This is a genomic window from Roseburia sp. 1XD42-69 (assembly GCF_003612565.1).
GTDB lineage: Bacteria > Bacillota > Clostridia > Lachnospirales > Lachnospiraceae > Roseburia_B.
This window is the reverse complement of the sequence record NZ_RAZG01000004.1, coordinates 36,011-51,465: the sequence shown is the minus strand read 5'-3', so window position 1 is coordinate 51,465 and position 15,455 is coordinate 36,011. Positions and strand designations below refer to the sequence as shown.

The window sequence follows — 15,455 nt, the reverse complement described above, 5'->3', positions numbered from 1 at the left end:
CCTTTCCTTACCGTTCTGCCACACCCTTCTCTATGACACAGCTATGTTTTTTCTCCTTCTTATCATAATTGATGCCCACCAGAAAGACTTCCCCCTCATAGCCTTCCAGTGCCTTCACATAATTTTTCTCTTTGATCTGCCGGATTGCCCCCTGGGCAGATTTATCCCATTTTAACTCAACCACCATGGCATTTTTCCCGTATTTTCTCCTGGGGAAAAACACCAGATCGGCAAATCCTTTCCCGGCAGGCATCTCTCGGACCAGGGTATAATACTTCCTGGCACTGTAGTAGGCCAGGGAAATCACACAGCTTAAAGCATTTTCATCATTATAATTTAAGATAGAGGCAGTATCCATGTGTACCCCGTCTATCTGTGCCGCTACCTCCTCCTCATTCCCGCTCCAGGTATCTTTCAAAAGCTGTTCCGATTTCTTCAGGGCACCCATAATTTCACTCCAGTAATCATCGTCCACCGCTATACGAAATTCATCCGCCACTTCCTGGTTGGGGATAAATGCCTCCTCATTTTCTCTGTCATAAGTCAGATACCCCAAATGTATCAACAGTGTTAAAACATCGTCTTTATTCTTTACAGACACCATATCGTTCTGAAAGCTTCTCACCGTTACACGGCACCGGTTTCCCCCCAGCATCCATATAATATCGTCTTTCAGCCCCTCAAAGTTCATTTCAATGTAAAATCGCAGGGATTCGTAAGTCTCTGTGGCTGTCCAGTAATTTTCAAATTCTTCTGACAGAATGGCTTCCACTACCGCTTTGGGGTTATAGACATGCCCCACTCCCTCAAAGTAGTACCCGTCATACCAGCGCTTCATCTCCTCAAAGCTCACCTGATATTCCTCACAAAGATCCTGCACTTCCTTTTCTGTAAATCCCACATACTCTGCAAAAAATCCCGGCTTTACCATGGTATATTCATAAAAATTGTTAAGAGCAGACTGGGTTCCATACTTTTTAATGGGCAAAATCCCTGTCATATAAGCCAGAAGAATAAAACGCTCCGACTGCACATCTTTAAACATAGAACGCAGAAACCCTAAATATTCCTCCTGCAGTTCCCCGTTTTCCTTATCTGACCGGAACACACAATCCCACTCGTCAATTAAAATGATAAACTGCCTTCCTGTCTTTTGGAAAACATCTGACATTGCCCCGGGAAGGGATATTTCATTTTCCTTTACTGCTTCCGGAAAGGTTTCCTGAAGTTCCAAAATCACTTCCCGTTGAAGATAGCCCACCACGCTGATCTTTTCCCCGTGGCGCACTGCGTTTAAGGTGCGCTCCCGCATCCCCTGCATATCGATAAAAATTACATCATATTGATTTAGATGCTTTTCAAAAGAAGCTGACTGTTCTATCACTTTCCCCTTAAACTGCTCCCTGGAATCACAGCTTCTGTCATAGTAGGCCGCCAGCATTTCTTCTGCCATGGTCTTTCCAAACCGTCTCGCACGGCTGACGCATATATATCTTTGTTTTGTCCCCAGCACACGGTTCATTTTGTCGATAATTCCTGTTTTATCCACGTAAATCTGTGAATTTAAAGCACTCTGGAAACCAATATTTCCAGGGTTTAGATATTTGCCCATGCTGTTCCCCTTTCTCAGTGCAAACACTTTCTATGGATGCCCATTTTCCCAAAAATAATACACATAGATATAATTCAAATATCTATGTGTATTATAACATGCCCTAGCTTACTTGTAAACTTTTGTTAAAGGAAGTTTTATGGATGCTTCACACCGCAGAGCCTGTCAAGGCTTCTAAGCACCGACTGAAACTTATTTTCTCACTTATGGAACACTTTCCTCACCAGTCCTCGGATAGGATGCCTTAAATAAAAATAAAGCTTCTCATTCTTCTCTTCCAGCCTTTGTATCTGTCTGTTCATCCTGAGCATTGCCGCTCCCATAAATAATATGATATCGTCCTGCATATAAGGATTCTCCTTTTCCCACTTTTCTCCTCCGGACATGGCATAGTCAAAGAGATTTCCCTCTTCCTCCGGAAAATATTTGTCCTTTATCCAGGCATTTCCCTCCTCAAACTGCCCCAGAAATTCTTCCGCCTCCTGCCGGGAAAACATTCTGCTGGGGTATCTTGCCCCGCTGATTGGTGCAATATCCTGAAGGCAGTATTTGACAAAATCATTTCCCTCCCGGTCCAGCATGGGCAGTTTATTTAATATCCTTTTTATCTCATGGGTATTTCCAAGCAAACTGATATTTCTGTTCTGGGACATCTCTGCAAACTCATCTCCGTACTCCAGTCCGATTACATCTAAAAAATCATGAATGATATCCTGATTTTTTAAATTTTGCTTTTCAAACCTGCGGACAATGAGGTTTTCCTCCCCTATGAGTTTTTCTATTTTTTGTATTTCCCTGGCATAGTCAATATGAAGATAGCGCTCTTTTATAAAGTCCTCCCAGGGTTCATCTAAAACACGCCCGTTCATTTTAACAGATTGGTTCCACCATGACTCTGCAAAGGTATCCTGCCTTCTTAGATAAAGAATAACTTTTAACTCATATCCCCCTTTTTCTGACTGAGCCAGCAATTCATTCCAGAGATTTGATTTGACACCGCAGAGCTTATGCCACAGGGCTTCGTCAGAGAGTACAATATTATCATACTTTTCAAACAAAATTTCTATCTCCCTGTAATGTTTTTGTCTCGCCAGCTCTGTCTTTTCTCTGTTCTCGTTTCCGTTTTCGTCTGTAATACTCTCCAAGAGAAAATGGGCGTTTCTGGTTTCACTTATATTGGAACATGGAAATAAGGGGTAACAGTACCCCTTATTTTTCAAAATCTCCCTGTTTTCAAAACAAAAAAACTGAATCGATGTCGTTGCTGTCTTGGGAAGCCCGATATGCAAATATAGTATTTTCATTCTATAATCTCCTCTTATTTTTTAAAAAGAATAGCAGGGAAGAATTAATACAATATTAAAACTGGTCTCTCAAAACCACTCCCTCTGCCCCAAGCCCCAAATAAAAAATAACCCACACAGGCAGTAAAAAGGGCTTTTCCAATTCTGTTGCCATTCCCACGAAAACAAAGGCTAAACTGCATCCTACATATGCCAGTTCTGTTTTAGAACATTTTTTCCCCCGGAAAATTACAAAAGCCCTCCCTGCCGCCAGAATTAATAATCCGGTATAGAAAATCCCCGCAAACACTCCGTAGCGAAACAGAATGGAAACCACATGGTTCTGGGGGTTCCGATTTCCTCCATGAATATACAGCGTTTTTTTCTTACTTCCCAAAGCCCCTGCATTTCGCAGATATGCACGCCAGATACCGCCTAACTCTGAATCCTGTTTCCGTTTTACACTTTTATAGTTTTCCGGGTCTATTTGTTTTAATTCATCTAACTCTCCCTGACTTTTCCAACTTTCCAAGGTCTCACTGTAAAACGTCACATTTGTTCCGATTCTCTGAGGCAAATTTCTTAACCCCAGGTGAAAAAGTGCTGTAAATACCACACAGAAACACAGGCTCCGGAAAATCACAGTGTTCCTTTGCCACAATTTCCTCCTGCGCCAAAATACGTAACACCCAAAACATCCCCCGGCTAAGATACAGGCCAAAGAACCGGAAGCCAGAAGAAAATAGGCAGAAACTGCCGCCCCAAGTTCACACAGCCGAATTTGAGATTTTTTCTGTTTGTTTCCTTCCAGAATAAAGACATAATCAGACACAAAAATAAAAAACATCACCAGGGCATAAACTGCAAATTCCTTACTGTCCCTGTAAATGCCATTATAAAGAATCGCCCCTTTTTTCTGTCTGCAGAAAAAGCAGAAGAGCACCCCTGGCCAAAATAAAATCTTAAGAGCTGAAAATATCTCCCCAAGAATCTCTTCCCCTGCTTGATTTTTTTTCCAGCAGTAAAAGGCAAATCCAAAGAAAATGAGAAACATCCAACCGGAAAATTTATAAAATTTACTGGCCCAAAAATCAGAAATGCACAAGAATACACAAAAACAAACCCATATCCTGCTCCATTTAATGTCATGCTCCCTCTCTGTCACACCCCCTGTCTCCCGAATGGAAAAGACTCCAAGTAGAAAGAGGCAGATGCAGGCCAGCAGCATATGATATTTATAATATTCGGTTTTAGAATACCAGCCCAAAACATTGACAAGATACATATATAGAAAAAGGATACAACATATACATACCCTTACTTTTTTTCTGTGAAAAGAATACATTTTATGGGTGGTTTCTGATTTTTTCTTTACGTTCTGATATATCTCATGAAAAACACTGTAGGATGACGAATTCCTGCAAAACGTTTTTTCTGTTTTCTTTTTATAAAATTTTGTGGTCCAGTTTATAAGAACAAAATACCCAAGAAAAGAGATTGCAGCTATGAGGACAAAGATTTTCTTAGATACAGGTTCCCCTTCCCTCACCTGCATTTTATCAAAGGAAATTTCCAACCCCTTGTGACCTTCAACCTGCAGGGTAAAATATCGAAATTCAGGCGCCAGCACCCAAACCCAGTTTTCCCCGTTTTTTAACTCCACGGACTGACACCCCCGGTAGTCGTCATTCTCATCCCGGTATTCCAGCACCGCTTCTACAGATTCCTGCTGGAGGTGGGAGATTTCCATAAATATATAATGCATCTCCCTGCTGCTTTTAATTTTCCCGAAACGCTTTCTGGCCACATCACTGTCTAATACAAAACATTTCTTCTGTTTGTCATAGAGAAACGTGGCGGAAGATCCAGTAAGATTGCGCCTGCTGTACTCATGCACTTCCCCCTGAGGTACCAATTGATTTATATCAAAAGTTCCGCAGGTAATCACCCCGGAAATCCATATAGAAAAAACCACTCCCACCGCAGCTGCCAAATATTTTTTTAAGAAATTTTTTGTCCTAATTTCCATCTGCCTCATCCCATCTAAAAAAATAGCCAATTACAAAATAAATCATAATCCAGGGCATATAGCGCATTGGCTGTTCAATATGGTCTAACATTCCGCATATGATGGTACACACCACCATGGCACACAGGAAAAATCCGTATTTTTCCGGCCGTTTGTACATAGAAACCATATACTTAACGCTGTATGCGAAAGCATAAAATATCATTATAATATATGGGATAACGGCAAAAATGCCGTAGTTATACCCAATCATCAAAATAGAATTGTGAGCCCCCGTACCTATGCCGTATATATCCAGATTTCCATTATGCCCCAGAAGATTCATATGTTTTACATACTGGAGATAAATATAGAGCCTGCCGCTGGAAAACTGGTTTAAATTCATTGAGTTTTGAAACCGCTCAAAAATCTTTCCCCCAGGCAGTTGGGCACCGTACACAATATCTCTTTGGTTTGAGATAATGAGTTCCTGCTCCGGCGCAGTTTCCCGGAAATGGGAGGAAATTGCAGCATTATGGTCCATAATTTTTTCACTTCCCACAGCTATGGGAATATACAGCAGGAGAGCCGCACAAATACAGACCATAACTTTCTTCCTAAGTTCCCCTCCCCCCTCTTTTTTCTTTTTCAAGTGCATCACAGAAAAAAAGAATATTACAGACACACACAAATCTGCCAGTATTGCCGACCTGCACTGGGACATTATGGTATAATATATTGCAAAATCCATAGCAGCAGAGATAAGAAACACTCTGGGGTAAGAAATATTTTCTGACAAAAGACGGCTAAGTATCACCACAATGGAAACACTCATAAACTGCCCCAGTGTGTTTGGATTGTTGGCCATCCCCTTGTAAAATTCGGGCGCCCTCTCTGTGCAGAGCAGGCAGAACAGTACCGACAGCCAGAAAAAAACATAAAAGGCTCTGCCAAACTCCTTTATTACCTGCTGCGGCTCTTCCATATGATTCCACACCCAAAAGAAAAATCCCCAGCACAGCAGCAGCCAGTACCCTGTGTACATGGTTCTCTTGGGTACCATAAAATCAGAAAGTATCATCAAAAGACACAGTACACACCAGGAAGATACCAGAGGATTTTTGTATTCCGCTTTCTTCCAATTATCCCCCAAATATAAAACTGCTGCCGCCAGAAGGAAAAAGCACACCAGTAAAACTTCAAAACGGTAGACCATGGAATTGTGATAATTGGAGAATTTTGTCACCAAAATATTTACCAGAAACACAGAAAAGAAACATAGCATCCGCAGCCTGCTTTTTGTTTTTTCACTGAAAAGATTCCCAACCTTACCGAACCTTTTGTACACGCCAAGATATACCGTTTGATTGAAATCCATGATCTCACGGACAGGATGAAAGAAAGACGGATGCCAAAGGATTTTTTTATTTACCACATAGGTGAAAACAAGATATATTCCAAACACAAAGAAAAAGAGCAAAGCATATTTATAAAAGGAAAACTCTTTTTTCAACTCCCTGAAATCCAACCTGTTTACATAAAATTTTTTCCCCGCCTCCCCGGTAAACCGAAATTCAATCCGGCTCAGTTTCTCATGGGTAAGTAAAATCTCATTACTTCCATTCACAAGGACAATGCTCTTTTCCATAACCTGGATTCCCTGTGAGTCAAATCCCAGCAAAGTCCCATTCAAACTTTCTCCATTTAATTTCGACAACTGGATATAGAGATAGGGCAGAGCCTTTAGGCTGTCATTTCTAAGGAAAAGCCCTTTACATGCTTCCGGCTCCCCAATCTTTAATACCCCCTCTTCCATCTCCATTCCAATGGTATCTGCCAGGGAATTTATTGGCAGCACATCATAATCTTCCACTTCCCCTTCATGAAAAAAGCAAAAAATACTGCCCTTGGGACTAAGTATCATAGCTGTAATAGCCCAGGCCAGCAGGATACCGCTCAAAATCCAAACGAAGTATTTTATTTTTTTTGAACATATTTTTTTCTCATCTGTCATAGGATACCCATCTGCTATTTCCCAATCATTTTTTTCAGCTTCGTATTTTCAAATATCAGGACAAATACATAACATAAAAGACATGTCACAGCCAGCACACATACACGGCTAATCAGAGATATGGGGAATTTTTCATAATATACGAATGATTTTAATATTTTCCATTTAATCATTTTAATCACAATCTGGTTTACACAGACAAAAACCAGGGAATTTTTCCCGATCAGTTTCAGCACCCCAGAAAAATTATATTTCTCTATTTTCTGTGCCAGATTCCAGTATAAAAGGCTGCATAAAATTGCTGTCACATAGGCACAGGGCAGATTCCCATAAACGCCTTTCCGCATATTAATCATACCATTGTAGAAAACCAAAAAAATACTTGCCAAAAACAGGATAAGCCAGAGATACCATTTCATCTGCAAAACTGCACTTATTATCCGGCTCTCCTCATATTTCCTCATAAAATATCCCGTACCCATCAGTCCCAATCCCACTGCTGCCGGTGCAAGGGCCCATGGCAGTTTAACTCCTACAACCGATGTGATAAACATGGATAGAAACATAATCCCCAAAGTACTCATAAGCATAAATTCCGTATGATATTTCCATTTCGCACTGATACAGTAAAGCATGGCAAAAAATATGCAGCTGAAAAACAAGGCCATCAGAAACCAGAGGGCGCCTGCAATCGGTACTCTGTTTGTGGGAAAAAAGAAAATTCCTTCACACTGGCTCCTCATAATTTTAAAATTAATCTTCTCTTCCACCACCACAAAGAGCGCCAGATACAGGAATGCAAAACTAAAATAGGGCACCAGCAGGCTTTTCACCTTCTTCTGCACATAAATATTCAAATCATCCGGAAAAGAAAAGAGATACCCGGAAAGAAAAAAGAACAGGGGCATATGAAAAGCATGGAGATAAATATCCATCTCCGGCCCAAAACCGATATGGCCGATTAACATATATAAAATACCGATTCCTCTTAAAATATCAATGTGATCTATCCGTTTCATGGCAGCCCTGTCGTCCTTTATCAATCTCTGTAATATAAATCCCTGGTATATACTTTCTCTATAACATCCTGCATTTCATCGGAATATCTGTTTACCAGGATGACATCCGATATTCTCTTAAATTCATTTAAATCCCGGATTACCCGGCTGTTAAAAAATGTGTCTTCCTTCATGGTGGGTTCATACACCACCACTTCAATTCCCTTGGCCTTAATACGCTTCATAACCCCCTGGATACTGCTCTGACGGAAATTATCGGAATTTGCCTTCATGGTCAGACGATAAATGCCCACCACTTTCGGATTTTTTTCTATAATCTGATTGGCAATAAAATCTTTTCTGGTACTGTTTGCATCCACAATTGCCCCAATTAAATTATTGGGCACATTCTCATAATTTGCCAGTAATTGCTTGGTGTCCTTGGGTAGACAATAGCCCCCGTACCCAAAGGAAGGGTTGTTATAATAATCGCCGATTCTTGGGTCCATGCAGACACCTTCTATAATCTGCTTTGTATCTAAGCCTTTCAGTTCCGCATAGGTGTCCAGCTCGTTAAAATAGGAGATCCTTAAAGCCAGGTAGGTGTTTGCAAACAATTTCACCGCCTCTGCCTCTGTGGTATCTGTAAACAAAGTGGAAATTTCTTTTTTTACTGCCCCATCTCTTAGCAAACCTGCAAACTCCTCAGCCTTTTTGCAAAGCTCTCCATTGTCCTTGGATGCACCCACAATAATTCGTGAGGGATACAAATTGTCATAGAGCGCTTTCCCCTCCCGTAAAAATTCAGGGGAAAAAATCAGTTTTTTGCAATTTTTTGTCTCTGAAAGCATTTTTGTGTAGCCTACCGGAACGGTAGACTTAATTACCATAGTTGCCTGGGGATTTATTTTCATCACAAGGTCAACAACGGCTTCCACGGAGGATGTATCAAAAAAGTTTTTCTGAGGATTGTAGTTGGTTGGCGTTGCAATAATAACAAAATCTGCATTTTTGTATGCAAGCTGGGCATCTGTTGTGGCTGTGAGGTCTAATTCTTTTTCCTTTAAATACTCCTGGATTTCCTTATCTATAATAGGAGATTTTTTTTCATTAATCATATCCACCTTTTCCTGCACAACGTCAAGGGCATATACCTTATTGTGCTGGGATAAAAGAATGGCGTTTGACAATCCCACATATCCGACCCCTGCAACTGCGATGGTAACTTTTTTGTTCATATTCTCCTCTTTTCCGATTAACGATTCAGATAATCTATAAACTTCTTTCCTACGGTTTCCCTGGAATACTTTTCACTGATGACATCATAATATTTCTGAAGCTGTTCCAATGGAATTTCCGGCAGACGCCTCATTTTCTCCACCAAATCATCATATGACTGAATATAACATTCCGGGAATTCACTTAAAACTTCTGCAGAACCTGTATTTTTCATACAGTACACCATTTTTCCATTGAGGATTCCTTCAATATAGGGCATCCCAAAGGAATGGTTTTTTGAAAAATCAACCACGGCGTCATGCCGCTCCATCTCTGTCTTCACATCATCTGTAACGCCTTTTACCACAATATAATCCATCAGTTCCTCATCATAAAGGATATCCAAAAACTGGTTCATATATCCCCCAGTGCCATACACATCTATTTTAATATCAGAAATCTTCCGTTCTTTCAGATACCTTCCGAAATCCAGCAGATTATCCAGATCTTCTTTTCTTGTCTGGTCGATTCTCACCAGATAAATTCCCCGGTACACATCTTTCTTTTCCACTGTATGAATCTCAGACCTGGACTTGCAGCGGTAGGATTCCAGGGCATTTCCCAGTACAATATACTGGTCATAATTTTCAAGCCCATACTTTTCGATAAAAAGTTCCCTGTTGTTTTCCGTGACAAAAACAGCTTTCCCTATTTTTATTTTTTTCAACTGCTCCATAGCCCCTGGAAAATTCATATCAAAAATCTCTGCCGGACAGTGGTAAAAGTAAATCTTATTCTTAATAAAGGGGGATGAAGCGTCCTTTAAAAAGAAATGCAAAGACTCCCTTGTGGAGATTACTGTCTCGCTGTGAATTTTTTTCAATCTTCTGCGCAGGGAAATCTCTGCAAAAGGAACAAGGTTTTTCTTGTTTTTATCATAATTCAAATAATGAAAAAATCGGTCAAACCGGAATAAATTCCGCTTTATCACATCTGATTTTCTCTTGGAAGGTGAGTCATACTCATAGGACGCATTTAAGCCGTAGGGCAGCCCCATGGCAAACCCGTTTCTCTTTAAAGAGCGCAGCTCCACAAGGTATCCCTGCTCCATCAAAGCTTCCGCCAACGCCCTTGTGGCAAAGACAGTCCCCCCAGCCCCAAAGAAATTATATCCTAAAAATGTCACTTTGTGACGCTGCATATTGGCAAAACTCTCGTACATTTTGTCAATATGTTTTCCCGCCATTACATACTCCGGATTCACAGAGGGCGCGGAACGCTTTTTAAAGAAAGGATTCACCTGATAGGTTTCATTTACCAGGCAGTCCACCAACTGCTCCGGCTCCTGCAGGCTGTATTCTTTCAACTCCTCAATGCTGCAGTATAACTCCCGCAGAGATAAATATTCCTCAAGGTCCGGCTGATACATAATCACCGGTTTATCCAGAATCGTAAAATCAAATCCTATGGAGGAATAATCCGTGATAAGCACATCATTATTCACTACTTCATCCATCACATCAATCTCTGTGGCATACTTTACAATAATCCCCAGCTTTTCAAATTCCGGCTTTAAGGGCTCCATTTTCTGGGTATCAAAAAACTGGTGCAGACAGATGGTAAACTGAACCTTATTTGCCCCCATATAGTCATGCAGACGCTGGTCTTTAAATATATACCGCATCTGATGCATAAAAAGTATGGTTTCAATATTCTCCCCAAAATACTCTCTCCAGGTTAAAAACCACACGATCCTCTTTGTATCGTCTTTCACCCTTTTGCTTTCCCTGCGAAACAGTTCTTTATACCTGGGAAGGTAATCGCTGTAGTATAACTGATAGTCCTTAAAATTATTCTGCTCCATAAAGGTTTCTTTTATGATAGGATTAAAATAGAGAGTACGGATGAGATTATTGGTGTAAGATACCCCCTCATACCCCACTTTTTTTATGGCCAGATTTCCATGTCCCAGACGAATCAAAGGCTTCTGGGGAGAAAACTTTACACTCAAAATCCCCAATTTGTCAGGAACCACATCCTTCCCCCCCAAAGTGACAATGTAAATATCTGTGGAAAAATATATTCTGTAATGTTTTATGGAATTTTTCCACAAAATATATTTCTTTTCCCTGGAGGAGAGGGTTTTGTAAAATTCTTTATTTTTTTTATTTCTGGTGAGCAGAAAATATTTATCAATATCATCTTTGATATTTACCACATGCTGCCAAAAATAAAAAGAGTTGTTATCTGCAGTATCCCCATGGTTTTCTGCAAAAAGCCAAATATATTTTTTCTTCATATGCGCTATACTTTATATCTTCCTTTCCCTTAATAAAATCCCCGCTATTTCCCGCCGGCTTCTATTTTTCAAAAGAACTTTTCCGGGGAAGAATCTCCTGAAATGCAGCTTTGATTTCTTCCCGCTTTTTCTCCCATTCCGTGGTGGCGCCTGTATCGTTTAGGCATACCATTTTGTAATTTTGTCCTCGGATAGCTTCTATTGCCGGCGTTACATCTTCATGTATATGAAAACACTTTCCCCTTTTCCAGGAGATTGGTTCAAATGTCCCCTTTGCCAACTGCCAATATTTAAAAACCCACTGATTGACATTTGTATTTTCCCTGAATCTGGACTGGCATGTAAAATCCAGTGCCGCTTCTTCTTTTTCCCACACTTCCTCCAACGTATCTTTCAGATAACATTCCGGAAGGTGGCCGTAATAAAAACCGCCAAACCATCTCCATGGCATCAGCAGCGCAGTTCTCAAAACATTTTTCATCCCGTTCTTTGGATGAAACCATTTTTTCCAATATTTTTTCTGTTGTATTACCTTATCAAAATATGTGTTCACCACCATCATATCATTGGTGTTAAACAGCCCTGCCGTATCCTTCCCATAACAGATAACGTTTAAGGCAAAGGTATCCCTGGGCAGGTCATTTTTAAAAAACATTTCTTTTGTCACCGGCGCAGTCAAAAACATATCGTCATTAAAATACACAAATTGCCGGCTCAGTCCCTGAATCCTGTGCATATTCAGTTCAATGGTATGGGAGTTAAATGTGGGCAGGTACTTTTCCGGAATATAATCCTTATGGTTTACAATTTTCAACTTGGGGTTGTCTAAATTTAACCACTGAGGCACATGTCCCCAGGTAATAAAATAGATATGATTCACCCAGGGGGCATATTCTTCCACGCCCCGGAACCAGTACTGCAGATTATCCCAATCCCGAAATCTCACCTCTGAGTTATCTTCCATAAAGCCGCTTTTATATTTCTGTCTCTGCTTTTGCCATTCCTTATCGTTTCCGTCTACCCACGCTATCACAAAATCTACTGGTTGTCCATCCATTGTTCTTCCATCCTTATGACATAAACTCATCATACACAGGCAGCACTTCATCTATGGGGCCTATCATCTTAACTTTCCCCTCGTGAAGCCATAAAATCGTATCACAAAGTTTCTTTAAGGTTTCTGAACTGTGTGACACAATGATAACTGTCCTGTCGCTGTTTTCAATGAGAGATTTCATTTTTTTATAGCTCTTTTTCTTAAATTTCGCATCTCCCACACTGAGTACTTCGTCCAACAGCATAATTTCCGTCTCCAGAATTGCGGTAATGGAAAAAGCCAATTTAGAGTACATACCGCTGGAATATGTCTTAACTGGCCTGTCAATAAACTCCCCTAATTCTGAAAACTCTATAATCTCATTTAATTTTTCCTTGATTTTTTCTTCCGTAAATCCCAGGAGCAGCCCGGAAAGAAATATATTTTCCCTTCCTGTCAGGCGCTTGTCAAATCCCACTCCGATAGACAGCAGGGATACGGAATGGTTATGCAGGTTAATCGTCCCCTCGTCCGCGGCAAAAATCCCCGCAATAGCTTTAAGCATGGTGGATTTTCCGCTTCCGTTCTTCCCCACAACACCCATAATCTGTCCCTGGGGTATCTTAAAAGATACCCCCCGGACAGCTTCAAAGACTTCCACATTGGACTTTTTTAAAGACATCAGGCTCTTTTTTATAGAAATTTTATTCAGGCACTTATAACGCACTTTTAAATTGTCCACTTCAATTGCATAATTCTCTTCACTCATGTTTTCACCTTTACATTACTTTGACATAGCTGTTTTCATACTTGTAAATAATTTTTATCCCCAGGACAGAAAGTACGCTTCCTATCAAAAACCATGCAAGGAGCGCCGCCCTGTGAGGTACGGAATCATAAATCATACATCTCCGCAAATCTTCCACAACCAATGCAACCGGATTAAATTTCAGCAGAAGCGAAGAATATGGTTCCGGCACCCTGGAAGTAATGGAATAAAAGATTCCTGTCATATAAAACACCAGCTTTAGCACAACTGTAATAACATTTGACAAATCTTCCACAAAGACGCCAAAATGCAGCATAAAAGTACTAAAACCAAAGGTGACAACAATCAACACCGCAAATACAGGTATGATATACAAAATATTGAGGGATACCGGCACCCTCCAGACAATCATCAAAAGAACCACAAGGCTGAAGGATACCACCATCTTAAAACCGTTAAATCCCATTTTAATAAGAATCAGTATATATTTGGGAATATACACTTTTGATACAATCTGCTTATTCGCATTGACTAATTTTACGCTCTGCTTCACAGATTTCTCAAAAAACTGCCAGCAGTTTAATCCAATAAAGACAAATATAGGAAAGTATTTCTCACCTTTTCCAAAAACAACAAGTGCAATAAATGAGTATACCAGCATAAACAACAGCGGGTCTAAAATCCACCACAGCCAGCTCAGATGGGAGTTGGCTATCTCTGATTTTAACTGAGATTTTGATGAATATACAATATAATTTTTATACTTTTTGATGTCTTCTACAAATCGTCTCATTTACTTTCCTCTAACGTCTTATAATTTTTTAACTTTCCCACCTTTGTTCAGCATAAACTTATCAGGAGTATTGCTAAATTTATTTGTTCCCTTTTTTGTCAGTTTATATTTCGCCGAACCCTGTAAAACAAACCATACCCCGTGCTTGCTGTTTTTGTATGTGCAGTTGTTTGACACCAGGGTCACCTTTCCCTTTTTGCAGGTAAGCTGAATGGGGTACTCCTTATTTCCCTTGAATTCACACTGTTTTACCGTGACAGAGGAGCCGCCGCCGTCCACCCAGATACCGGCGAACTTATTGTCGGAGATTTTACATTTCGTAAATGTACCCTTGGAGCCGTTTACAATAATAACCCCATGGTTTCCGTGGGAAATTTCTCTTGTGTCCCTTCCGTTTCCTTTGATGGTTGTGTTCGTTGCCGTCACGTTGCATTTCTCTCTGGTGCCGATGCCCTGTCTTCCGTTTTTCACAATCTGGCTGTTATTTACAACTACATCTCCGCCCTGAAGTGAAATCCCACACTGGACATTATTGCTGAAAGTACAATTTTCTACTGTCACTTTTGATTTGGTATATACGCCCATACCATGGCCCTTATATGTGTTTTTTCCAGGTTTATATCCGGAGCCGTTTGTGGTAAATGTAGAATTTTTCACCGTTACCTTTGATTTTTCTATAGACTCCATACCCATATTTTTTGAATTTGTCACTGTGATATTGTCACAGACAGCCTTGGAAGCAGAAATCATAACTGCCATATCATTTTTATTAAACTTACAGTTACTGATTGTCACATTTGAATTTTTTGTGGCAGCCACGGCAATGTAATGGGAGTTTTCCACTTTTAAATTTTTCAGGCTTCCTGCAGCCTCTGTAAGGTGCACTGCCTTGTAGGCTTTTTTAATTTTCAGGTCGCTCAGCTCAATTCTAGTGTCTTTGTTTGCAAAAAAGAGGTTTTTCTTATCGGATTTGCTTCCCGAGTAAACCCAGGTTCCCCCTTTTACAATGGCAGTTCCCCCCACCTGGACGTTAATGGCGCTTTTTGCATTTACAACCACATCGCTCTCTGCCAAAAAAATAATCTCGCTGCCTCTCACTGCAACATAATTGTCTAAACGGTACGTGCCGGAGGGGAGATATACCAATGCCTTTTTCCCCTCTTCCTGCATTGCCTCTACTGCCGCAACTGCGTTTTTAAATGCATTCTGGGCGTTTTTGCCCCCTTTACGGTCCGCCCCATACTTTGTGACATCCACCTTTGTATAGTCACTGTACTCCTCCGGAGCCTGCACTTCCGAAGCCCTTACGTCTCTCCCTGGCAGAACAATGCCCGCCAGCATAAAACACAACACCAAAAACAGTTTAATTCTTTTTCTCATGTGTGTATCCTCCTTCTTATATTCAGCTTCATCTTATCACACTTT

Annotated in this window: 11 protein-coding genes; all 11 read right to left on the bottom strand. The window is 40.5% G+C overall.

The window, feature by feature from the left end:
- Nucleotides 1–7: 7 nt before the first annotated feature.
- Nucleotides 8–1,612 (bottom strand): AAA family ATPase, encoded by a 1,605-nt coding sequence (locus D7Y06_RS03175; RefSeq protein ID WP_120406391.1) that lies wholly within the window; start codon nt 1,610–1,612, stop codon nt 8–10.
- A 200-nt stretch (nt 1,613–1,812) separates the two neighbouring features.
- A complete protein-coding gene (locus tag D7Y06_RS03170) occupies nt 1,813–2,916 on the bottom strand; it encodes a hypothetical protein (protein WP_120406390.1) in 1,104 nt (367 codons plus the stop codon).
- Between the two features lie 55 nt (nt 2,917–2,971).
- Nucleotides 2,972–4,924, bottom strand: a complete 1,953-nt coding sequence (locus D7Y06_RS03165; RefSeq protein ID WP_120406389.1) for a hypothetical protein — start codon at nt 4,922–4,924, stop codon at nt 2,972–2,974.
- Nucleotides 4,914–6,917 (bottom strand): O-antigen ligase family protein, encoded by a 2,004-nt coding sequence (locus tag D7Y06_RS03160; protein ID WP_120406388.1) that lies wholly within the window; start codon nt 6,915–6,917, stop codon nt 4,914–4,916. Before D7Y06_RS03160 ends, D7Y06_RS03165 begins: the two co-directional genes overlap by 11 nt.
- A 14-nt stretch (nt 6,918–6,931) precedes the next feature.
- A complete protein-coding gene (locus D7Y06_RS03155) occupies nt 6,932–7,936 on the bottom strand; it encodes an acyltransferase family protein (protein WP_120406387.1) in 1,005 nt (334 codons plus the stop codon).
- 20 nt (nt 7,937–7,956) lie between these two features.
- Nucleotides 7,957–9,153: a nucleotide sugar dehydrogenase gene (locus D7Y06_RS03150; RefSeq protein ID WP_120406386.1), complete on the bottom strand. Its 1,197-nt coding sequence runs from the start codon at nt 9,151–9,153 to the stop codon at nt 7,957–7,959.
- Nucleotides 9,154–9,170: 17 nt separating this feature from the next.
- On the bottom strand, nt 9,171–11,432 hold the full coding sequence (locus D7Y06_RS03145; protein WP_120406385.1) for a CDP-glycerol glycerophosphotransferase family protein: 2,262 nt from the start codon (nt 11,430–11,432) through the stop codon (nt 9,171–9,173).
- A gap of 61 nt (nt 11,433–11,493) precedes the next feature.
- Entirely contained in the window at nt 11,494–12,489 is a 996-nt protein-coding gene (locus D7Y06_RS03140) for a Stealth CR1 domain-containing protein (RefSeq protein WP_120406384.1), read from the bottom strand.
- 13 nt (nt 12,490–12,502) lie between these two features.
- On the bottom strand, nt 12,503–13,237 hold the full coding sequence (locus D7Y06_RS03135) for an ABC transporter ATP-binding protein (RefSeq protein ID WP_120406383.1): 735 nt from the start codon (nt 13,235–13,237) through the stop codon (nt 12,503–12,505).
- A 10-nt stretch (nt 13,238–13,247) separates the two neighbouring features.
- The gene (locus tag D7Y06_RS03130; RefSeq protein WP_120406382.1) at nt 13,248–14,030 is read right to left on the bottom strand and encodes an ABC transporter permease; all 783 of its coding nucleotides are present in this window, start codon (nt 14,028–14,030) and stop codon (nt 13,248–13,250) included.
- A gap of 18 nt (nt 14,031–14,048) precedes the next feature.
- Nucleotides 14,049–15,410: a right-handed parallel beta-helix repeat-containing protein gene (locus D7Y06_RS03125; protein ID WP_120406381.1), complete on the bottom strand. Its 1,362-nt coding sequence runs from the start codon at nt 15,408–15,410 to the stop codon at nt 14,049–14,051.
- Between the last annotated feature and the right edge of the window lie 45 nt (nt 15,411–15,455).

What these genes read in the sequence shown, in the direction of transcription:
- D7Y06_RS03125 (WP_120406381.1), bottom strand. Translation starts at nt 15,410, where the DNA reads ATGAGAAAAAGAATTAAACTGTTTTTGGTGTTGTGTTTTATGCTGGCG.
- D7Y06_RS03175 (WP_120406391.1), bottom strand. Translation starts at nt 1,612, where the DNA reads ATGGGCAAATATCTAAACCCTGGAAATATTGGTTTCCAGAGTGCTTTA.
- D7Y06_RS03130 (WP_120406382.1), bottom strand. Translation starts at nt 14,030, where the DNA reads ATGAGACGATTTGTAGAAGACATCAAAAAGTATAAAAATTATATTGTA.
- D7Y06_RS03165 (WP_120406389.1), bottom strand. Translation starts at nt 4,924, where the DNA reads ATGGAAATTAGGACAAAAAATTTCTTAAAAAAATATTTGGCAGCTGCG.
- D7Y06_RS03145 (WP_120406385.1), bottom strand. Translation starts at nt 11,432, where the DNA reads ATGAAGAAAAAATATATTTGGCTTTTTGCAGAAAACCATGGGGATACT.
- D7Y06_RS03135 (WP_120406383.1), bottom strand. Translation starts at nt 13,237, where the DNA reads ATGAGTGAAGAGAATTATGCAATTGAAGTGGACAATTTAAAAGTGCGT.
- D7Y06_RS03170 (WP_120406390.1), bottom strand. Translation starts at nt 2,916, where the DNA reads ATGAAAATACTATATTTGCATATCGGGCTTCCCAAGACAGCAACGACA.
- D7Y06_RS03140 (WP_120406384.1), bottom strand. Translation starts at nt 12,489, where the DNA reads ATGGATGGACAACCAGTAGATTTTGTGATAGCGTGGGTAGACGGAAAC.
- D7Y06_RS03155 (WP_120406387.1), bottom strand. Translation starts at nt 7,936, where the DNA reads ATGAAACGGATAGATCACATTGATATTTTAAGAGGAATCGGTATTTTA.
- D7Y06_RS03150 (WP_120406386.1), bottom strand. Translation starts at nt 9,153, where the DNA reads ATGAACAAAAAAGTTACCATCGCAGTTGCAGGGGTCGGATATGTGGGA.
- D7Y06_RS03160 (WP_120406388.1), bottom strand. Translation starts at nt 6,917, where the DNA reads ATGACAGATGAGAAAAAAATATGTTCAAAAAAAATAAAATACTTCGTT.